The organism is Bacteroides caecigallinarum (assembly GCF_016901995.1).
Lineage (GTDB): Bacteria > Bacteroidota > Bacteroidia > Bacteroidales > Bacteroidaceae > Phocaeicola > Phocaeicola cellulolyticus.
The window spans coordinates 1-21,257 of sequence record NZ_JACJLE010000045.1 but is presented as its reverse complement, the minus strand read 5'-3'; the positions used below and the strand labels follow the sequence as shown (position 1 = coordinate 21,257).

At 40.4% G+C, this 21,257-nt stretch carries 22 protein-coding genes; 10 read left to right on the top strand and 12 right to left on the bottom strand.

Translation table 11 applies throughout. The features are described 5' to 3' along the window. Positions 1 to 36: 36 nt before the first annotated feature. From H6A61_RS11765 to H6A61_RS11735, 7 genes are all read right to left on the bottom strand, one after another. Positions 37 to 1,401: a dipeptidase gene (locus H6A61_RS11765; protein ID WP_204393831.1), complete on the bottom strand. Its 1,365-nt coding sequence runs from the start codon at positions 1,399 to 1,401 to the stop codon at positions 37 to 39. Positions 1,402 to 1,403: 2 nt separating this feature from the next. Then, complete coding sequence (aroC, locus tag H6A61_RS11760) at positions 1,404 to 2,483, bottom strand: chorismate synthase (RefSeq protein ID WP_204393830.1); 1,080 nt, start codon at positions 2,481 to 2,483, stop codon at positions 1,404 to 1,406. A gap of 140 nt (positions 2,484 to 2,623) precedes the next feature. Next, on the bottom strand, positions 2,624 to 3,556 hold the full coding sequence (locus tag H6A61_RS11755; RefSeq protein WP_204393828.1) for a TPM domain-containing protein: 933 nt from the start codon (positions 3,554 to 3,556) through the stop codon (positions 2,624 to 2,626). A gap of 7 nt (positions 3,557 to 3,563) precedes the next feature. Continuing rightward, complete coding sequence (locus H6A61_RS11750) at positions 3,564 to 4,151, bottom strand: LemA family protein (RefSeq protein ID WP_204393826.1); 588 nt, start codon at positions 4,149 to 4,151, stop codon at positions 3,564 to 3,566. A 78-nt stretch (positions 4,152 to 4,229) separates the two neighbouring features. Beyond that, positions 4,230 to 4,493 (bottom strand): hypothetical protein, encoded by a 264-nt coding sequence (locus H6A61_RS11745; protein ID WP_204393824.1) that lies wholly within the window; start codon positions 4,491 to 4,493, stop codon positions 4,230 to 4,232. Between the two features lie 6 nt (positions 4,494 to 4,499). After that, the gene (locus H6A61_RS11740; RefSeq protein ID WP_204393822.1) at positions 4,500 to 4,883 is read right to left on the bottom strand and encodes a phage holin family protein; all 384 of its coding nucleotides are present in this window, start codon (positions 4,881 to 4,883) and stop codon (positions 4,500 to 4,502) included. Positions 4,884 to 5,038: 155 nt separating this feature from the next. Then, a complete protein-coding gene (locus tag H6A61_RS11735) occupies positions 5,039 to 5,242 on the bottom strand; it encodes a YtxH domain-containing protein (protein ID WP_154043886.1) in 204 nt (67 codons plus the stop codon). Positions 5,243 to 5,533: 291 nt separating this feature from the next. Between H6A61_RS11735 and H6A61_RS11730 the strand changes: the two genes are divergently transcribed. The 10 genes from H6A61_RS11730 (at position 5,534) to H6A61_RS11685 (ending at position 15,529) form a co-directional block, all read left to right on the top strand. Further along, on the top strand, positions 5,534 to 6,031 hold the full coding sequence (locus H6A61_RS11730; protein ID WP_204393820.1) for an SPOR domain-containing protein: 498 nt from the start codon (positions 5,534 to 5,536) through the stop codon (positions 6,029 to 6,031). A gap of 110 nt (positions 6,032 to 6,141) precedes the next feature. Continuing rightward, positions 6,142 to 7,095 (top strand): PCMD domain-containing protein, encoded by a 954-nt coding sequence (locus H6A61_RS11725; RefSeq protein WP_204393818.1) that lies wholly within the window; start codon positions 6,142 to 6,144, stop codon positions 7,093 to 7,095. 71 nt (positions 7,096 to 7,166) lie between these two features. Next, the gene (gene ruvX, locus H6A61_RS11720; protein ID WP_154043883.1) at positions 7,167 to 7,583 is read left to right on the top strand and encodes a Holliday junction resolvase RuvX; all 417 of its coding nucleotides are present in this window, start codon (positions 7,167 to 7,169) and stop codon (positions 7,581 to 7,583) included. 21 nt (positions 7,584 to 7,604) lie between these two features. Next, complete coding sequence (gene def, locus H6A61_RS11715) at positions 7,605 to 8,159, top strand: peptide deformylase (protein ID WP_154043882.1); 555 nt, start codon at positions 7,605 to 7,607, stop codon at positions 8,157 to 8,159. Beyond that, positions 8,156 to 10,156: a tetratricopeptide repeat protein gene (locus tag H6A61_RS11710; RefSeq protein WP_154043881.1), complete on the top strand. Its 2,001-nt coding sequence runs from the start codon at positions 8,156 to 8,158 to the stop codon at positions 10,154 to 10,156. Before def ends, H6A61_RS11710 begins: the two co-directional genes overlap by 4 nt. A gap of 88 nt (positions 10,157 to 10,244) precedes the next feature. Further along, positions 10,245 to 12,185: a threonine--tRNA ligase gene (thrS, locus tag H6A61_RS11705; protein WP_204393816.1), complete on the top strand. Its 1,941-nt coding sequence runs from the start codon at positions 10,245 to 10,247 to the stop codon at positions 12,183 to 12,185. Between the two features lie 108 nt (positions 12,186 to 12,293). Then, positions 12,294 to 12,878 carry a translation initiation factor IF-3 gene (gene infC, locus H6A61_RS11700; RefSeq protein ID WP_154043879.1) on the top strand — a complete coding sequence of 195 codons (585 nt, stop codon included), beginning with the start codon at positions 12,294 to 12,296 and terminating at the stop codon, positions 12,876 to 12,878. Between the two features lie 75 nt (positions 12,879 to 12,953). Next, positions 12,954 to 13,151 carry a 50S ribosomal protein L35 gene (rpmI, locus tag H6A61_RS11695; RefSeq protein ID WP_154043878.1) on the top strand — a complete coding sequence of 66 codons (198 nt, stop codon included), beginning with the start codon at positions 12,954 to 12,956 and terminating at the stop codon, positions 13,149 to 13,151. A gap of 109 nt (positions 13,152 to 13,260) precedes the next feature. Next, the gene (rplT, locus tag H6A61_RS11690; protein ID WP_007560377.1) at positions 13,261 to 13,611 is read left to right on the top strand and encodes a 50S ribosomal protein L20; all 351 of its coding nucleotides are present in this window, start codon (positions 13,261 to 13,263) and stop codon (positions 13,609 to 13,611) included. 559 nt (positions 13,612 to 14,170) lie between these two features. Beyond that, positions 14,171 to 15,529, top strand: coding sequence for a transposase (locus H6A61_RS11685; protein ID WP_204393814.1), 1,359 nt, complete (start codon positions 14,171 to 14,173; stop codon positions 15,527 to 15,529). Positions 15,530 to 15,822: 293 nt separating this feature from the next. Here the strand turns inward: H6A61_RS11685 and H6A61_RS11680 are convergent, their stop codons facing one another. From H6A61_RS11680 to H6A61_RS11660, 5 genes are all read right to left on the bottom strand, one after another. Next, entirely contained in the window at positions 15,823 to 16,371 is a 549-nt protein-coding gene (locus H6A61_RS11680; protein ID WP_204393812.1) for a sigma-70 family RNA polymerase sigma factor, read from the bottom strand. A gap of 192 nt (positions 16,372 to 16,563) precedes the next feature. Further along, entirely contained in the window at positions 16,564 to 17,103 is a 540-nt protein-coding gene (locus H6A61_RS11675) for a 30S ribosomal protein S16 (protein WP_204393811.1), read from the bottom strand. A 120-nt stretch (positions 17,104 to 17,223) separates the two neighbouring features. Then, entirely contained in the window at positions 17,224 to 18,063 is an 840-nt protein-coding gene (locus tag H6A61_RS11670) for an alpha/beta hydrolase (protein ID WP_375338170.1), read from the bottom strand. Next, positions 18,060 to 20,057 carry an OPT family oligopeptide transporter gene (locus H6A61_RS11665; RefSeq protein WP_204393809.1) on the bottom strand — a complete coding sequence of 666 codons (1,998 nt, stop codon included), beginning with the start codon at positions 20,055 to 20,057 and terminating at the stop codon, positions 18,060 to 18,062. Before H6A61_RS11665 ends, H6A61_RS11670 begins: the two co-directional genes overlap by 4 nt. A gap of 63 nt (positions 20,058 to 20,120) precedes the next feature. Then, on the bottom strand, positions 20,121 to 21,023 hold the full coding sequence (locus H6A61_RS11660; protein WP_204393807.1) for a helix-turn-helix domain-containing protein: 903 nt from the start codon (positions 21,021 to 21,023) through the stop codon (positions 20,121 to 20,123). Between the last annotated feature and the right edge of the window lie 234 nt (positions 21,024 to 21,257).

Here is a 21,257-nt window from a genome sequence, read left to right as displayed (position 1 = left end):
AAAATGATGATGAAACCGTTTTTTTTATGTTTTGATTTATAGCTGACTGCTGTATTCCTTATGGAATTCAACTACAGCCTCTATTCCTTTTCGGAATATGTCTAGAGGGAAGTTCTCATTTGGAGAATGGATGGCATTACTTTCAAGTCCGAATCCCATCAGTACTGTCTTTATTCCAAGAATCTGTTCGAAATCGCTTATGATTGGAATACTTCCTCCGCGGCGTACTGCCAGTGGTTTCTTGCCGAATGCTTTTTCAAATCCTTTTTCGGCAGCCTTATATGCCGGAAGTGAAATAGGGCATACATAGCCTTCGCCACCGTGCATAGGAGTTACTTTCACCTGTACGTATTTAGGAGCTATTTCGTTGATATAGTCAACAAAAAGCTTTGAAATCTTTTCGTGGTTCTGGTGTGGTACAAGTCTGCATGATACTTTTGCGTATGCTTTCGAAGGAAGTACGGTTTTTGAGCCTTCGCCTGTGTATCCTCCCCAGATACCGCATACGTCGAACGAAGGGCGGCAGCTGTTGCGTTCAAGAGTTGAATATCCTTTTTCGCCCTTCAATGCTTTTACTCCGATAGCATTCTTGTATTTCTCTTCATCGAAAGGTATGTTTGCAATCATCTCGCGTTCTTCTGCTGGAACATCTTCCACATCGTCGTAGAAATGAGGTACGGTGATACGTCCGTCGGCATCAGTAATCTTGTCTATCATACTGCAAAGTACATTGATAGGATTTGCTACGGCACCACCGAAATGTCCTGAATGAAGGTCGCGGTTGGGACCTGTGACTTCTATCTCCCAGTATGCCAGTCCGCGCAGACCTGTAGTGAGTGACGGGAGATCCTTGCCAAGCATACTTGTGTCCGATACTAAGATAACATCAGCCTTAAGAAGTTCCTTGTGTTCTTTTAGGAAAGCATTAAGACTAGGTGAACCTATTTCCTCTTCTCCTTCGAAAATGAATTTTACGTTGTGCTTCAGGAGGCCTTCGCGCACCATATATTCGAATGCTTTGGCTTGAATCATTGCCTGACCTTTATCGTCGTCGGCACCTCTTGCCCAGATATGTCCGTCTCTGATTTCGGGTTCAAAAGGATTGCTTTTCCAGAGTTCGAGCGGTTCGGCAGGCATCACGTCGTAGTGTGAATATATCAATACGGTAGGCGCATCAGGATTGACTCTCTTTTCGGCATATACCAATGGGTTGCCTTGTGAAGGCATGATAATAGCTTCGTCTGCACCTGCTTCGATTAGGAGTTGTCTCCATCTTTCGGCACATGCCAGCATATCTTCCTTATGCTGAGGCAGGGCACTGATGCTAGGTATGCGTATCAGACTGAAAAGTTCGTCGATGAAACGCTGTTCGTTTTCTTCAATGTATTTCCTTATTTCCATGGTTATAGAGTTGTTGTTTTGTTTAACAGATAATAATCGAGTATGGTCATGGCTGCCATAGCTTCCACTATAGGAACTGCTCTTGGAAGTACGCACGGGTCATGGCGACCTCTCGCTTTTAATATTGTTTCGTTACCGTCTTTATCCACTGTAGGCTGTTCCATAAGTACTGTTGCGACGGGTTTGAATGCTACTTTGAAGTATATGTCCTGTCCGTTGCTTATACCTCCCTGGATACCTCCTGAACGGTTTGTACGGAAAGCTATCTTGCCGTTGTCGTTATAGAAGATATCGTTCTGCTGGCTGCCTTTCATGTTCATGTTGCCGAATCCCTGTCCGTATTCGAAACCTTTTGCGGCATTGATTGTGAGCATTGCATTGCCTAATGCTGCATGGAGTTTACCGAATGCCGGCTGGCCGAGACCGATAGGGCATCCTTTTATCACGCAATCAACAGTTCCTCCTATGGTATCGCCTTCACCTTTTGTCTTCAGAATGAGTTCAGCCATTGTCCGTGCCATAACAGGGTCCGGACATCTCACAGGATTCTTTTCAATCTCGCTTAAATCGTATGAAGTATAATCCTTGTCGAGTTTCAGTTCACCCACCTGTGATGTGTAAGCTGTAATCTCAACTCCCAACTGTTTCAAGGCTATTTTTGCCAGTGCTCCGGCAACAACTCGTGAGATGGTTTCACGTGCCGATGAACGGCCTCCTCCGCAATGGTCGCGCAGTCCATACTTTTGAGTATATGTAAAATCAGCATGCGACGGACGGAAGACATCCTTCATGTTGTCATAATCGCCTGAATGCTGATTGGTGTTCCATACCACGAAACCTATGGGGCATCCTGTGGAAACTCCATCGTATATTCCAGAAAGAAATTCAACCTGATCTGATTCCTTGCGTGCAGTTGTTATGGCAGACTGTCCGGGTTTTCTTCTGTCGAGTTCTTTTTGGATGAAATCCATGTCTATATGTATTCCTGCAGGGAAGCCGTCTATTACTCCTCCTATACCTTTTCCGTGTGATTCGCCGAAGCTGGTCAGACGGAATATATTTCCAAATGTGTTGTTGTACATTTTATCTCGTTTTTATATTTATATTAGTAGGTTGGTTTATTACCGGATTTATGGTAGAAATAATATTATAACTCATGTTGCCGACAGGTGTGGGCAGTGTTGCTGACAGTGGTCGGCAGCAAATAATGTCGGTATTTTGATTAGAATTTACTTCCGGCTCCTCCACCTCCGAAGCTGCCACCGCCGAAACTTCCTCCTCCGAAGCCACCGCCTCCGAAACCGCCCCGTCCGAAGCCTCCTCCCATGAAGATGCCTCCACCGAACGGTCCGCTCCGCCTTCCGTGGTGATGATTGTTCTCATCATCCACACGCTGTTCCTTGCGTACATAGTGGCCGCAGTTTGAGCAGCATGACACTGTTTCTTCGATATGGTATGTAGGATATTTGGCTATGGTGCGTCTGGAAATGACTTTCATTGTCTGTTTATGGCATTTAGGACAACGTTTTTGTCGTCTGACGGTAAGCCAAAGATAGAACATTGTAAATCCAATGACACCGAAAAGCAGCAGGAACAATATTATAGAATCTTCACCTGATCCGGAGCCAGGCTTATCCGGCGTTCCGTTTTCTCCGTCAAGATATCCTCTTACGGCTTTTATTCCGGCAAGCATTCCTGCATCCCAATTCCCTTGTGAGAAGGCCTTGTTCATGTATCGTACCTGTATCTTCTTGCAGATGGCATCAGGCAATACACCTTCAAGTCCGTATCCGGTTGCAAACTGTATGCAGCGTTCGCCTGTTACGAGAAGTATAACAAGACCGTTGTCTTTTTCTTTCTGTCCGACTCCGTTTTCCTGACCGAGGCGGTATGCAAAATCAAAACAGTCGCCACCTTCAATCTGTTCTACTGCTACTACAAGAACCTGTATTCCTGTTTTCTGCTCCAGTGAAAACAGTGTGGTGTCTATGGCGGCAACAGTCGATGCAGAAAGAATATTGTCAGGATTGCTGACGTAGCGGGTACGATCCATGAGATGTACCATAGGAACATCTTTTACCTTATATTCTTTTGCGGTAGCCGTCATGCAGCAGCACAATGCGAGCAGTATTGCTACGAAATGCAGTCTTCTCATAGTCGTATCAGAATTTTACTTCCGGTGCTTTTTCAGAACCTTCGGCTGCTTCGAAATAAGGACGTTTCTCGAATCCGAAGAGTCCGGCTATGATATTTTTAGGGAAACGGCGGATTGTTGTGTTGTAACTCTTGGCTATTTCGTTGAATTTTCTGCGTTCCACACTGATTCTGTTTTCTGTTCCTTCAAGCTGAGCCTGCAAAGCCTGGAAATTTTCGTTTGCTTTAAGGTCCGGATAGTTCTCTGTTATAGCAAGTAGTCTGCCGAGTGCGGCACCTATTTCGCCTTGTGCCTTCTGGTATGCCTGAAGCTTTTCTGGAGTAAGATCGTCAATGCTGATAGTAGCTTGTGTAGCTTTCGATCTTGCCGATACTACAGCATCCAAAGTCTCTTTTTCGTGTGCAGCATATCCTTTCACGGTATTCACAAGGTTAGGGATAAGGTCGGCACGACGCTGGTACTGGTTTTCTACATTGCTCCATGCTGTGCTTACCGATTCGTCTTGCGAAACGAGTGAGTTATAAGATGAAATACTGTAAATTACTAGAATTGCGATTACTGCTATAACAGTGATGATTGTCCAAGTTTTCTTCATAATTTCTTTTGGTTTATAAATATTAAATTGAAATTCAGCGCAAACATAATAAAAATAACCGTGTCATAAACAGTTGGCCTATGATAGTTTTTTGTGTTTTTTGCCGGAGAATATTTCTTTTATTCTTCTATATATCTTTACTCCTGTCATAATACCGTCGTATGCAGCCATTCCGGTGTTAAAATGGTGTATCATCAGATCCATTTTGCTTTTTGTCTCAGGTGGTGAGAAAAGGTTCTGCGTCAGTTCGTGGATTCTTTCCTTTGAGGCTCTCAGCTCTGCCTTTTTGCTGTTTTTCCTGTCAGAGATGATTTGTATGCTGTATTTGGTTGTTTCGTTCATTGTATATTATTTTTTAGGGTTGTTTTCTTCTTTATCTTTATCCTCTAGGAATAATCGTGCCAGAAAATTGACCATCGGCTGGAAGATTATTTTTTGTCTGAGGATATATATTACAATGCCGAGTAGTAATATACAGCCGCCGATTATAGCATAACTGGCAATAATATTATTGACAAAAGAGTCTATCGTATAAACCAGCATGAACGAGAAATAAAACAAGGCTGTCATCCCCAGAACGATGAGGACGCAGATCAGGATAAGTGTTGATATGAGAATGGTGAGCTTTTCCACCAGGTCAAGCTTGATGTATTGTCCCTGAAGCTCTATATATTTTTTTATTTCCTTGAACAATGCTTCCAGATTGTCAATGCTTTTGTCGTTGGCAAACATATTTGTCTTTACTTTATAATTAATAAAAAAGGGAAATTTAAAAGGAAGTTCCGTCAGTCGCGTTTGCGTGAGCGGCTTTTCCTTTTAAAATCCCTAATGAGTTTTCTCAAAATCTTAAACTGACAGAAATATTGTCTTTTCTGTCTGAAGTCTTTTTACTCTGCATCTTTCACTTCTGCTGCAATCTGGTCAACTAAGTCTTCCATTTCAGCACGATTTAGTCTGATTCCTTTCTGGCGAAGGATTTCAGCTATTTTTCTACGAGTGTCTTCGCCTTTTTCCGGAGCGAATAGGATTCCGGCTGCTGCACCAAGAGCTACTCCGCCCAAGAATGCTGCTACAATGTTCAATGCTTTCATGATAATAGTGTTTTATCGTTGTGTATGATGCGTCTTTAATTATTGTTGCATAGAAATTGATATGCAGACAATATTGAATGACGGTATCATAAACAGGTTTATTGTTTTAGTTTCTACAAATCTAATAAAAAAGATTGTATTTTGTCCGTCTTAATCCGTAAAAAATTATCATTTTATTCTGATAAATGTATAATTAACGGTTTTTAACTGCATTGAAAGCTTTATATTACTACTTTTGCCACGAAAAGCCAGGAAGGTGAATTTATAAATCAAAATAAACATAAAGACGACATGAAAAAATTATTCGTATTAGGAATGGGATTATGCCTTGTATTGGCATTCTCTTCTTGCAAATCAAGTGAAAGTGCTTATAAAAAAGCATATGAGAAAGCTAAACAGAACGAATTGGCTGAGGCGAAAGCTCAGGAAGAAGTGGTTGAACCAGCTCCGGTGGTAGAGGCTGCTCCTGTTCAGACTCCTGCTCCTGTTTCTCCTGCTCCTGTTCGTGAAGAGAAAGTTGAACTTGTTTCAGGAGATGGACTTAAGGCATTCAGTGTTGTGTGTGGAAGTTTTGGTGTAAAAGCTAATGCTGACGGTTTGAAATCAACACTTGACGGACAGGGTTATAATGCAAAAGTTGTATATAATGCGGAACGTAATATGTATCGCGTTGTTGTAGCATCTTTCGATACAAGAGAAGAGGCTGCTGCTGCAAGAGATGCTTTTAAGGCTAAATATCCTAACCGTCAGGATTTCCAGGGCTCATGGTTGTTATACCGTGTGTATTAATGGAAAATAGCTCGGAATTATTATTCTAATTTTCATATTATAAGCGATGGCATCTAGGCTATCGCTTTTTTTTGTACATTTGCGAATTGTTTTTTTTATTTTGATGTATTATGAAGAATAGGTATTATGTTTGTATAATTTGCTTGTTGGTAGCAATGTCGTCTGTGGCACAAGAGAAATTTGAATTGTTTAAGTACGGTGACATGGACAGTTGGGTAACGCGTAGGATAGAAGAGTCGTCCATTATAGGTGGTAACGTTAAATATTTGTATGAACTGGGGCCTGAGATGGATTTTGACGGAAATATTCCATATAAAAATCAGGGTGGTTCGCCATGGGGAAATTCTAATGTCATGGCTAAAGTGGCAGGTATAGTAAAGACAAATACGAGTGTGTTTCCGGAAAAACTCACTCATGGCAAGTGTGCGCGTCTGGAAACTCATATTGAAAGTGTCAAGGTGTTGGGACTGGTAAATATCTCTGTGCTGGCATCAGGTTCTATGTTTCTTGGAGATATTAAAGAACCGATAACCGGTACTAAGAATGGTGAAGAAAAGTTGAATTGTGGTGTCCTCTTCTCGAAAAGGCCAAAGGCTATACGTTATGACTATAAAGTGAAAATGTCTGATCAGAAAGATAGGATACGTATGACTGGCTTCAGCAAGAAAACTGTAGTGAAAGGTAAGGATGCGGCAATAATGGTTTGTTATCTTCAAAAAAGAACAGAAGATGCTGAAGGGAATATAATAGCGAAGCGAGTTGGAACTGCTGCGGTGAAATACTCGGATAATTCCGACTGGAAGAAAGGTGCTACATACGAGATAATGTATGGCAATATAACCGGCAACGCTAACTATGTGCCTGAACTTATGGCTTTGGGAACCGGTGGATATCATGCACGCAACAGCAAAGGCGAGAGCGTGATGATAAAAGAAGACGGATGGGCAGACAAGGATGAAACTCCAACTCATATCATTGTACAGTTCACTTCAAGCATAGGCGGTGCGTTTGTTGGTTCACCTGGAAATACTCTTTGGATTGATAATGTAGGTCTGGTGTATTAACCAAATGCTAGGATTTTTTAAGTTATATATATAAGGCTGTAATAAATTAATTTGTAAATTTGCTGCCACTTATGAGTAGGATTTTAGCAATTGATTACGGAAGAAAGCGTACTGGGATAGCTGTTACAGATCCGATGCAGATTATTGCAAGCGGACTTACAACTGTGCCTACACATGAACTTGCGGATTTCATTATGAAATATGTCGCTCAGGAAAAGGTGGAACGGATTATCATCGGTCATCCTAAACAGATGAATTATGAGGATTCGGAGAATATGAAGAATATTATTCCTTTTATGAACAGACTGAAGAAATTGCTTCCTGCAATTCCTGTGGAATTGGTTGACGAAAGGTTTACATCTGTATTGGCTCATCAGGCTATGCTGGCTGGAGGCTTGAAGAAAAAGGACAGGCAAAACAAGGCGTTGGTGGATGAGATAAGCGCAACTATAATTTTACAGTCGTATCTAGAATCGAAAAAATATTAATAACAGAATAAAATAATAAAGATGATTTTACCGATTTACGTATATGGCCAACCTGTATTGCGTCAGGAGGCTGAAGATATAACTCCGGATTATCCGAACCTGAAAGAATTGATTGAAAATATGTTTGAGACTATGGATCGTGCTGATGGGGTAGGTCTGGCTGCTCCACAGATAGGATTGCCAATCCGTGTGGTTGTGATAAATCTTGATGTTCTTTCAGACGAAATGCCGGAATTCAAGGATTTCAGACGTGCATATATCAATGCACATATCATTGAAACAGGTGATGAAATTGTCTCAATGGAAGAAGGTTGTCTTAGTTTACCTGGAGTACATGAGACTGTAAAACGTCCTGACAAAATACATGTGACATACCTTGACGAAAATCTTAATCCTCATGATGAATGGGTGGAAGGATATCTGGCAAGAGTTATGCAGCATGAGTTCGATCACTTGGATGGTACTATGTTCATTGACCATCTGTCTCCATTGAGAAAACAGATGATTAGAGGAAAACTTAACAAGATGGTTGAAGGTAAAGCACGCTGTGCTTACAAGGTGAAAACTGTAAAATGATAAAAAAGCTTCTATACATATTATATATAGGCTTGATGACACCTGTAGTGGCCCTGTCGCAAATAAATACGGACAGGGTTATGACTATAGGTAAGAATGCTCTCTATTTTGAGGATTATGTATTGTCAATACAATATTTTAATCAAGTTATCAATGCAAAACCATATTTGGCGGAACCTTTCTTTTATCGTGGACTTGCAAAACTGAATCTGGATGATTTGCAAGGTGCTGAAGCTGACTGTACGCAGTCGATAGACAGGAATCCGTTTGTTGCCAATACATACCAGATAAGGGGAATAGCCAGAATACGTCAGGAAAATTTTGACGGTGCGATAGCCGATTATCGTAAGGCTTTGACTATAGAGCCTGAAAATGAAGCGTTCTGGCATAATCTTATACTATGTAGAATTCAGAAAAAAGACTATCCTACGGCAAGAGCCGAACTTGATACTCTCATTTCATTATCTCCGAAATATACTGATGCTTATTTGATGCGTACGGAAGTGTCATTGAAAATGAAGGATACAATACAGGCCATGTCTGACGCTGACAAAGCTATAGAAATGGACCGTTATAATCCGGACCCGTGGGCTTCAAGGGCTGTATTATTTATGCAGAGAAGTAAATATGCAGAGGCGGAATCGGATTTTGATGAGGCTGCAAGACTTTCGTTTAAAAATTCTGGAATATATATAAACAGGGCTTTGGCAAGGTATTATCAGAATAACTTGCGAGGCGCTATGGCTGATTATGATATCGCTCTGGATATTGATAGGGATAATTTGATTGGACATTACAACCGAGGACTGTTAAGAGCTCAGGTAGGTGATGACAACAGGGCTATAGAGGATTTTGACTTCGTATTGAATGTGGAACCGGACAATCTGATGGCTGCATTTAATAGAGGATTGCTCCGTAGTAAGACTGGAGATTATAAAGGAGCTGTGGAAGATTATACTTTGGTGTTGGACGAATATCCGAACTTTATGCCTGGTTATCAGTGTAGGGCTGAGGCTTATCGTAAAATGGGAGACCTTAAGAGGGCTGACGCTGATGAGATAGTAATGCTTAAAGCTCAAATTGACGCACAGACCGGAAATAAGAATAATACAGCTTCGAATGACAAGACAAGAAAGAAGTCTGATAAGAATATGAACAACTATCGCAAAATCGTTGTTGCCGACAATGATGAAGAAGATAGCAAATACAGGACTAACTATCGCGGTAGGGTGCAGGATAAGAATATCAATATTCTTCCTCAGCCAATGTTTGCCTTGACTTATTATGAACGTAAGGATGAGGTGAGAAGACAGGTTAACTTCAATGATAGAATAGCCAGAATGAATGAAAAACACCTGTTCCCGCAAAGGTTGATTATCACGAATAGTGAAATGGCTTTAAGCGAGGATCAGGTTAAGCAGCATTTTGCTTCCATAGACCGTCTGTCGGCTTCTATAGCCAATAATCCGGAAAATGCATTGAATTATTATTCACGTGCGCTGGATTTTTATCTGGTTCAGGATTTTGACAATGCTATCAATGACTTGAATGAATGTATAAAGAAAGACAGTACGTTTTTCCCTGCATACTTCAGTCGTGCATTAATTCATTATAAGGAACTGGAGTATAGAAAGCGTGAAAAGAGTTTCGAGATAGTAGTTGCAGACGATAAGACAGCACAGGTGAGGTCTTTGGATTATGCTAAGATACGTGATGATTTGGATAAGGTGATAGAGCTGGCTCCTGATTTTGTATATGCATATTATAACAGGGCCAATATCCTTACCATAATGAAAGATTATCGTGGAGCAATAGCTGATTATAATAAGGTTTTGGAGATAGAACCAAATCTTGCGGATGCTTATTTTAATAGAGGATTAACTCATATTTTCCTTGGAAACAATAGGCTTGGAATACAGGATTTGAGCAAGGCAGGAGAATTGGGTATATTCTCTGCTTATAATATCATAAAACGTTTTACGGCTAAAGAAAACTAACTTTTATATCAAAAAGAAACCTATTATAGAAACTTTTACTAATTTTGCGGATAAAACTGAGTAAAAATAAGATTAATATATAAAAATCATGATTAAGATAACTTTCCCGGATGGTTCCGTTCGTGAATATAACGAAGGCGTAACCGGTCTGCAGATTGCAGAAAGCATAAGCTCACGTTTGGCACAGGATGTTTTGGCGTGCAGCGTAAATGGTGAGACTATAGATTTGAGTCGTCCTATAAACGAAGATGCTGAATTTGTTCTTTACAAATGGGATGATGAACAGGGTAAACATGCGTTCTGGCATACAAGTGCACACTTGCTTGCTGAGGCTCTTCAGGAACTTTATCCTGGAATTCAGTTTGGTATCGGTCCGGCTATCGAAAACGGTTTCTATTATGATGTAGATCCGGGTGATGCTGTTATTAAAGAAGGTGACCTTCCTGCCATAGAAAAGAAAATGATTGAACTGGCTGCCAAGAAAGAGGCATTGGTTCGTGAAAACATTTCAAAAGAAGATGCATTGAAAATGTTCGGCGAAAGAGGAGAAACTTATAAGTGCGAACTTATCTCTGAATTGGAAGACGGACATATCACTACTTATACTCAGGGTGCATTTACAGACTTGTGCCGTGGTCCACACTTGACTTCTACAGCTCCTATCAAGGCCGTTAAACTGTTGTCAGTGGCAGGTGCATACTGGAGAGGACAGGAAGACCGTAAACAGATGACACGTATCTATGGTATTTCTTTCCCTAAGAAGAAAATGCTCGATGAATATCTTGCATTGCTTGAAGAAGCTAAGAAGCGCGACCATCGTAAAATAGGAAAAGAAATGGATCTGTTCATGTTCTCTGATACAGTAGGTAAGGGATTGCCTATGTGGTTGCCAAAGGGAACAGCTCTTCGTATCCGTCTTCAGGATTTCTTGCGTCGTATCCAGGCAAGATATGACTATCAGGAAGTAATGTGTCCGCCAATAGGTAACAAGCTTCTTTATGTCACTTCAGGTCACTATGCAAAATATGGTAAGGATGCATTCCAGCCAATCCATACACCGGAAGAAGGAGAAGAGTACTTTTTGAAACCGATGAACTGTCCTCATCACTGTATGATATACAAAAACTCTCCACGTTCTTATCGTGACCTTCCTTTGCGTATCGCTGAGTTCGGTACTGTATGTCGTTACGAGCAGAGTGGTGAGTTGCATGGATTGACTCGTGTACGTAGCTTTACACAGGATGACGCTCACTTGTTCTGCCGTCCTGACCAGGTGAAAGACGAGTTCTTGCGTGTAATGGATATTATTTCAATCGTGTTTACTTCGATGGGACTTGAAAACTTCGAGGCTCAGATCTCATTGAGAGATAAAGTGAACCGTGAAAAATATATCGGATCTGAAGAAAACTGGGAAAAGGCTGAACAGGCTATTATCGAGGCTTGCCAGGAAAAAGGATTGCCTGCAAAAATAGAATATGGTGAGGCTGCATTCTATGGTCCTAAACTAGACTTTATGGTTAAGGATGCTCTGGGACGCCGTTGGCAGTTGGGTACTATTCAGGTTGACTACAACTTGCCGGAAAGATTCCAGTTGGAATATATGGGATCGGATAACCAGAAGCACCGTCCTGTGATGATTCACCGTGCTCCATTCGGATCTATGGAACGTTTCGTTGCTGTTCTTATCGAACATACAGCTGGTAAGTTCCCATTGTGGTTGACTCCTGATCAGGTTGCAATTCTTCCTATTTCTGAAAAATTCAATGAATATGCTGACCATGTTCGTATGGAACTTAAGAAATATGATATCCGTGCCTTGGTTGACGACAGAAACGAGAAAATCGGACGTAAGATACGTGATAATGAAATGAAACGTATCCCTTACATGCTTATCGTAGGTGAAAAAGAAGCTGAAAATGGCGAAGTAGCCGTAAGAAAACAGGGTGAAGGCGACAAAGGAAGCATGAAAATAGAAGATTTTGCAAAAAATATTGCAGAAGAAGTTCATAATATGATAAATAAATGGTAACTTTGCAACCGTTTTCATGAATACGAATTAAATATTCATGAAAACGGTGTAAAAACTATTAAAGAATAATTTATAAAAACGTAATTCAAACTGGAATAAAAGTTATTAATGAAGAATGACAATTTAAAAGGGCAACATCGAATCAACGAACAGATTCGTGCCAAAGAAGTCCGCATAGTGGGCGATGATATTGAATCAGCAGTTTATCCGTTGGCGCAAGCTTTAAAGATGGCCGAAGAGCATGAAGCTGACTTAGTTGAAATTTCACCCAATGCTGTTCCACCGGTTTGTAGAATTATAGATTATTCTAAATTCCTTTATCAGTTAAAAAAACGCGCTAAGGAACAGAAAGCTAAGCAGGTTAAGGTTAATGTTAAGGAAATCCGTTTCGGACCACAGACAGATGAGCATGACTATAACTTTAAACTTAAGCATGCAATAGGTTTCTTGCAGGACGGTGATAAAGTAAAAGCTTATGTATTCTTCAAGGGACGTTCAATCCTCTTTAAGGAACAGGGCGAAGTTCTTTTATTACGTTTTGCAAATGACCTTGAAGAGTATGCTAAAGTAGAGCAGATGCCGTTGCTTGAAGGTAAAAGAATGATAATATCATTGACTCCTAAGAAAGGTCCGGCTCCAAAGAAAGCTGCTCCACAAGCTAAAGCCGCTAAAACTGAAGAGGAAGAAGATTAAAAAACAAGAGCGTATAGCGCGCAGGTATAGTGCGTTATTGCCTTTAGAATAATAATAATTAAAAATTTAAACAAGATGCCAAAGATCAAGACTAACTCCGGTTCTAAAAAAAGATTTACTCTTACCGGAACAGGTAAAATCAAAAGAAAGCACGCTTTTCATAGTCACATTTTGACTAAGAAGACTAAAAAGCAAAAAAGAAACCTTGTACACTCAGGATTAGTTCACAACTCAAACCTAAGCCAGGTAAAGGAACTTCTTTGCATGAAGTAATTTTAGCTTTAAAAGCGTATTTTGTATCATTTAAATTATTAACCGAATGTATTAGCTTTAAGTCCGATTGTAAAATATCGGCGCTTTCATTCAAAAAAGAATTAAAACTATGCCAAGATCAGTAAATCACGTTGCTTCAAGAGCAAGAAGAAAGAAAATTTTAGGTTTAACCAGAGGTTACTTTGGTGCTAGAAAGAATGTATGGACAGTAGCCAAGAATACTTGGGAAAAAGGTTTGACTTATGCTTACCGTGACCGTAAGAATAAGAAGCGTAACTTCCGTGCATTGTGGATTCAGCGTATCAATGCAGCTGCTCGTTTGGAAGGTATGTCATACTCTAAACTGATGGGTGCTTTGCACAAAGCTGGTATTGAAATCAACCGTAAGGTTTTAGCTGATTTAGCTATGAATCATCCAGAAGCATTCAAGGCTGTTGTTGCTAAGGCAAAAGCTGCTTAATAGCTTCTAAGGAATAAAAAGTTATTAAAAAGCTGTTCTCACAAATGAGAGCAGCTTTTTTTTGTATTAAAATGATGGTGAAACTTTGTAATATTAATTTTTTGTATTATATTTGTAATACAAAAATATAGCCGCACTTGCAGAATCGGGAAACTCATCAAATTATAAGAAATACCGAGACAAGCTTCACATTCTAATGGCGGGCCACGCCTTCGGGTAGCATTTATGCCGGTGGATTACAAAGGAATTGAGCTCTCAAATCATGTCTATCGGAGTTTCGTCACGCCTCGGGTGCGGCTTCTTTTATATCTAAACTTCATTCAGAAAATACTTTATATTAGGTGTGTGTAAATGATTCGTATTTTTTCATTTCACACATTTCTTATTTTAAAACAATGTATCCCACAAATTTGTATAGGGACATTCAGTAAATAGTATAAAATTAGCCAACTAATTCATACACAAAGTGTTGCGAATTAGTTGGCTTTTTTGTATCTTTAGGTATTCCCCCGAAAATAAGGTTTGACGGCCAAAACGGGGGAAATCCCCCAATAAAGATATGGCTAAGATACAAAATATTTCGGAAATTCACCCTACTTTGGGTTTTACAGAATTTGATATTCTGGAAAAATATCGCAAGAGTTTTAATGAGAGTGAGCTTGGCAGGCTTCATTCAGTGTTTCCTTTTGAAGTTATGGCAAAAGCCATGGGGCTGTCTGAAAATCGTCTTGGACGCAGGAACATATTCAGTCCTTCCGCAAAGATTGCCCTTATGATCCTGAAGGCCTATACCGGACTTTCTGACAGACATCTTGTGGAACATCTTAACGGCAACATACATTACCAGATGTTCTGCGGAATCATGATAGACCCGTCTTTCCCCATAACCAACTACAAGATAGTCAGTGCCATCCGTAATGAGATAGCAGCCCGTCTTGACATTGAATCCCTTCAGGAGATACTGGCCACACACTGGAAACCATATCTTGAGAACCTTCACGTGTGCATGACAGATGCCACTTGCTATGAGAGCCATATGCGTTTCCCTACAGACATGAAGCTCCTTTGGGAATGTCTCGAATGGCTTTACAGACATATCTGCCGGCATTGCAAGGAGCTTGGCATAAGACGCCCACGCAACAAATATGCTGATATTGCAGATTCCTATCTGTCATACTGTAAGAAAAGAAAAAGAAAGGCATCCAGGACAAGGATGCTCAAGCGTCGTATGATCAGGCTTCTTGAAAAACTTCTCATACAGATGGATGAGATTCATAGAAAGTACGGAACCGCACTACGATATACGAAGGATTACCAAAAACGTCTTTCCATCATCAGAAAAGTTCTAGTACAGGAAAAGGAAATGTTTGAAGGCCGTAAGGTCAGTGACCGTATTGTAAGTATTGACCGTCATTATGTACGTCCCATCGTAAGAGGCAAGGAAACCAAACCCGTCGAGTTCGGTGCAAAGGTTAACAACATACAGATAGACGGCATATCGTTCATCGAATACATCTCGTTCAAGGCTTTCAATGAGGGTATACGCCTGAAGAACTGTATCCGTATGCAGCAGAAGCTCATGAAAGTAAGGGTAACATGTGCGGCAGGTGACTCCATATATGCCAATAATGACAACAGAAAATTTTGTACTAAATATAGTATATCCACTTCCTTCGTACGCAAAGGAAGAGCCGCAAAGGATGAACACTTAAGAAAGGTTCTCAGAAGTGAGCTGTCAAGGGAAAGAGCTACCAGGCTTGAAGGAAGCTTCGGAACTCAGAAGCAACATTACTCACTATCAAGGATAAAGGCACGGAACATGAAAACGGAAATCCTGTGGATTTTCTTCGGAATACATACGGCAAATGCAGTACTGATGATAGACAAAATCAGGAACAGAACAGCTAAAGCGGAATGACATGATTTTCATAACCAGAATCAGAAGAGGTTAGCAGACTTCTTCCGGAGAGTCATGTCTTAACGGTTAGAATCAAGAGAGAAAATATAGAAAAACTACAAGAAAAATGGCATATGGAGTGATTATGTTATATCATCTTCATATGCCATCATATATTTTAAGGACATTTACTGAATATCCCTGTATAATTTACATACGAATCAGTGGGATATATTGTCACTATGCGGTTATTTCTAACTGTATCAGTAATTCCTATCAATTGAGTCCTTTTCGTCTATTATAGGGAAAATAAGTCATTCATCGTTGTTGTCCATGTATTTTTCTCCATACCTTTCTGAGTATTTTTTATTTATTATTTCCCGTAGCTCAGTAAGAGCTTTGTGGCAATACTTTATTATTGTTTTCTTATTCTTATTGAATTTTGTTGCTAATGCAAAATATGACTCTTTATTTATCCTTCCTATTATAATTTGTTTTTCCAGATATTCAAGTTCCTCTATTGATTCATCCATTATTTCCAAGGCTATTTTGTCTTTAATGTCGTCTGAGTAATATTTATATGGGAAAGTTGGCTCTTTGGACAAATCTTCATAGTAACTAGTGTTTTTCTTACGCGGGTCTGTAACTCTGTCTTTGCAAAAGTTTAATGTAACTTTTTTAACCCAGACATCAAATTTGCCTTTTTCATAGTAACTTGTACTCAAACGATTGATGACATGTAATATGGCATCATGTATTAGATCTTGTTTCTCATTTGCATTACATGGGAATAAAGCAACTACACTTTCAATGTCTTTATGTATTCTTTCCCAAGTCTCTTCGTCTAAATTGAAAATGTTCATATCTCTTGTATTTTATATTGTTTTTGTAAATATAAGATAAAAGATATGAAAAATGAAATATTTCATTAAAAATAATACATTTTTCTTATAATTTTTACGTTTTTGGATTTTTATTTATTGAATATGCAAAAAAAAGAGATGTCTCCTTTTGGGAAACATCTCTTTGTGTTCTTTAAAGATAAGCTTGAAGTTTTATGCTTCTGCAGGAGCTTCTGCAGTTTCAGCAGCTGGTTCTTCAGTAGCAGCTTCTGCTTCAGCTTTTGCTGCAGCTTCAGCAGCTTTCTTTTCAGCTACTTTCTTAGCTATTTCTTCGTTTACTTTCTTTTCAGCTTCAAGACGTGCTTTAGCTTCTGCCTTCTTAGCTTCTTCCTGTTTTGCTTTCAAAGCAGCAAGACCGTTCTGCTTGTTTTCTTTCCAAGCGTTGAACTTAGCTTCAGCCTGAGCTTCATCGAATGCACCTTTGGCAACACCACCAAGTAAGTGTTTCTTCATGTAAACACCTTCTTTAGAAAGGATGTTGCGAACTGTGTCTGTAGGCTGTGCACCTACCAATACCCAGTGCAATGCACGTTCAAAATTCAAATCTACTGTGGCAGGATTGGTGTTTGGGTTGTAAGTACCAATTTTCTCAGTAAATCTACCATCACGTGGTGCTCTTGCGTCTGCAATAACAATTGAATAGAACGCATAACCTTTGCGTCCGTTTCTCTGCAATCTGATTTTAGTTGCCATTTTTTAAACGTTAAATTTTTAATGTTAATGATTTGAATTATGCTATTATCTCGTAATAGCGGGTGCAAAGATACTGCTTTTCTTTTGTTTTACAAATAGTTGGGATAATTTTCTGTATATTTATTTGTTTAATTCTCTCAACCATTTTTCCAGTTCGCCTGTCCATTGTCTCTTATAGATGAAGCTGTCGCGATAACCCCATCCGTGTCCGCCGATAGGGTATGTGTGCAATGATGCGGGAACTCCGTTGTTTACAAGCGACATATAATAGTTTATACTGTTTTCCACAGGTACAGTTTTGTCATCGCTGCTGTGCATGATGAATGCAGGAGGAGTCTGTGGTGTTACCTGTTTTTCGTTACAGTATTTCTCTACCAGTTTATTGTCCGGATTTTCTCCAAGCAGATTGTTTCTTGATCCCATGTGTGTATATCTCTTGTCCATGGTTATGACAGGGTAGAAGAGTATCTGGAAATCTGGTCTTGTCGTTTCATCGAAATGAGTGGCTGCAGTGCTTGCAAGATGTCCTCCTGCGGAAGATCCCATTATTCCAAGTTTGGAGAATTTCCATTCCTGTGCCTTTCCACGCATTATTCTGATAGCCTGGTGTGCATCGCTTAAAGGTACTTCATTGTTGCCGTTAGGCATACGGTAGATAAGAACTGAATATGTGATACCCATGCCGTTGAACCAGGCAGCCATATCGTGACCTTCGTGAGCAGTCGCCAATCCGTAGTATCCTCCTCCAGGGCAAGCGATAATAGCCATGCCGTTTGGATTTTCGGCCGGATATACATACAATGTTGGTTCTGCAACATATAATGGTCCATTTTCTTTTTGTTCTTTCAGATTATTGTCGTTTGGTGCACCGTTAGGCCATAGTTTGATTTCAATAGGTTTTTGTGCACTTAGAACAGATGAGATTATAATAAAACTCATAATTAATATATTTTTTTTCATAACCGTTTATTTTTGATAGACATACTGGCTTTTACCAGATATATAATAAGTAGAGCATATGCTACGAGCGAAACCAACTGGCTCATAGGATTTGCCAGCCATGACTCGTTTATGAGGTTGATGTCGCAATATCTCATCACTGCGCTTACTACACCCATAAGTGCACCTCCTGCAATGAAACCTGATGCGAGCAATGTTCCTTTCTCTCCACGTTCCTGATTTACTGATTCGTCTTTGCTTCTTGTTGTCACGTACCAGTTTATAGCACCACCTACCAATAGAGGAAGGTTAAGTTCCAAAGGAATGAACATACCGAGTGCGAAAGCCAGTGCAGGAACCTTGAAATAAGTAAGTACAATTGCCAATACAGCACCTGCTCCGTAAAGAGCCCATGGAGCACCTACACCGTTCATAAGAGGGTCGATAACGGCTGCCATAGCATTTGCTTGAGGTGCGGCTAGCTGTCCGCTTGTAAATCCGTAAGAATCATTCAAGACCATTATAACTCCGCCTACAGTAGCAGCAGAAACCAGTGTTCCGAGGAATTTCCATGTTTCCTGTTTCTTAGGAGTGCTTCCCAGCCAGTAACCTATCTTTAGGTCTGTGATAAAACCACCCGCCATTGACAGTGCTGTACATACCACACCACCCATAACCAGTGCGGCAACCATACCTGTAGCCCCGTTCAGTCCGACAGCTACCATGATTACTGATGCAAGGATAAGAGTCATAAGAGTCATACCCGAAACAGGGTTTGTACCTACTATGGCAATTGCATTAGCTGCAACAGTAGTGAAGAGAAATGCTATACCTGCCACAAGCAGAAGTGCCACTACAGTGTGAAGCACGTTGCCCTGCATGACGTCGAAGTAGAAGAAAAGCAGGACGAGCAGCAATGTGAAGATAGAACCGAAAGCAATAATCTTCATAGGAATGTCGCGCTGAGTACGTTCTACGTTACCTTCAGCTTTATTGCCACCCATTTCCTTGGCTGCAAGACTTACGGCTCCCTTGATTATGCCCCATGAACGGACAATACCGATGATACCGGCCATTGCTATACCGCCGATACCTATACTTTTGGCATATTCGCTGAATATCATTTCCGGCGACATGTCTTTAACGGCTGTAGCGATATTCGGATTCCATGTGTTTAGAACCTGGTCGCCGAAAACAAGCGCGAATCCAGGTACTATAACGAACCAAACCACCAGCGAACCGGCACATATTATGGCTGCATATTTCAGACCTACGATATATCCCAATCCAAGTACTGCAGCTCCTGTATTGATTTTGAAAACCAGTTTGAATTTCTCTGCCACCATTTCGCCTGCACTGCAGATGCGGCTTGTGAAGTTTTCGTTCCACCATCCGAAGGTACCTACTATGAAATCGTACAAACCTCCGATAAGTCCTGCCATGAGAAGAGGTTTGGCCTGGTCGCCGCCTTTCTCGCCCGACACAAGAACCTGTGTACTGGCTGTAGCTTCAGGGAAAGGATATTCGCCATGTTTGTCCTTTACGAAATATTTACGGAATGGAATAAGGAAAAGAATACCCAATACACCTCCAAGGAGGGAACTGATGAACATCTGCATGAAGTTCACTGTCATTTCAGGATATTTTTCCTGAAGGATATAAAGTGCAGGCAGAGTGAATATTGCACCTGCAACGATTACTCCGGAGCATGCTCCGATAGACTGTATCATTACGTTTTCACCCAGTGCGTTTTTACGCTTTGTGGCGCTTGACACACCAACCGCTATAATGGCAATAGGTATTGCGGCTTCAAATACCTGACCTACCTTTAGTCCAAGATAGGCGGCTGCAGCTGAGAAAATCACAGCCATTACTATACCCCATGTCACTGACCACAGGTTTACTTCAGGATAATTCTTCGAAGGCGACATGAGAGGCTCATATTTCTCGCCCGGTTTCAGCGGACGGAACGCGTTCTCAGGCAGCCCCGTCGGCTTTTCTTGTTCTGTTTTCATGTTCGATTATGTTATTATTTTGTTAATGTTATTCTATTTCGTGTCCAAAAGTAATAAAAAAACTCATATTCTTTGCATTCTGTATTCGTTTGGTGTACAGCCAACTTCTTTTTTGAACATCCGGCTCAGATGTTGTGGATACTGGAATCCCAGTTCGTAGGCTATTTCAGTCATTGTCATCTGTGTGGATAGCAGTTTTTCTTTTGCCTTATCTACTACTTTGCCGTGTATGTATTCCGATGCCGTTTTTCCTGTCTGTCTGCTTATCATGTCGCCGAAATAGTTTGGCGACAGGAACACCTTTTCGGCAAAGTATCTCACCGTAGGCAATCCGTTTTCGGCTGGAGCCTTGCTGTCGAAATAATCGTCAAGCAGACGTTCGAACTGCACTATCACGTTCTTGTTGGATACCTCTCTTGTTTCGAATTGCCTGTCGTAGAAACGCAGACAGTAGTCAAGCATCAGTCCGATGTTCGCTGTAATAATCCTCTGGCTGTGTTTGTCCTGATGGCTTCGTAGTTCTCTTTCGATATTGCCGAAACATTCCATGATTATCTTCTTTTCATCTTCTGACAGGTGAAGAGCTTCTTTCGAATCGTAAGCGAAGAACGAATATCTTTTTATGTCTTTGCCGAGTGCAGTGCCGTGTATAAAGTCGGGATGAAACAGTATTCCGTAGCCCTCCGGCTTTGTATCGGTATTCATATAAGATGTCACTACCTGTCCAGGTGCGAAACATACTATAGTTCCTTCGTCGTAGTCGTATTCCTGCATTCCGTATGTCAGATCGCCACATTTCGTTTTTTTCAGGTAAACGGCATATACGCCATAATTTATTGTGAGAGTTTCAGGCCATTCCTTAGCTTTGGACAGATTGACAACGCTCACCATAGGATGAAGTGTTTCGAGTCCGAATATATCATTGAATTTATTGACCTCCTCCAGTTTGATAACTTCCTGTTTCATTTATGCGAATTATTGTGTTCGTAGCAAATTTAATACATATTATCCGTATAAGCAACATTCTGTAATATTGGTACAAAGAGCCGTAATCCATATACAGGTTTGTCAGAGTGTATATTATACTTTTGTAAGTAGATGTTCATAATTAGTTTATATCATATAGATTTGCTACCTTTGCCTCATAATCCTCAAAGCTACCTCTATGGGCAAAGTCAAATCAATCAGATTAAAGGACTC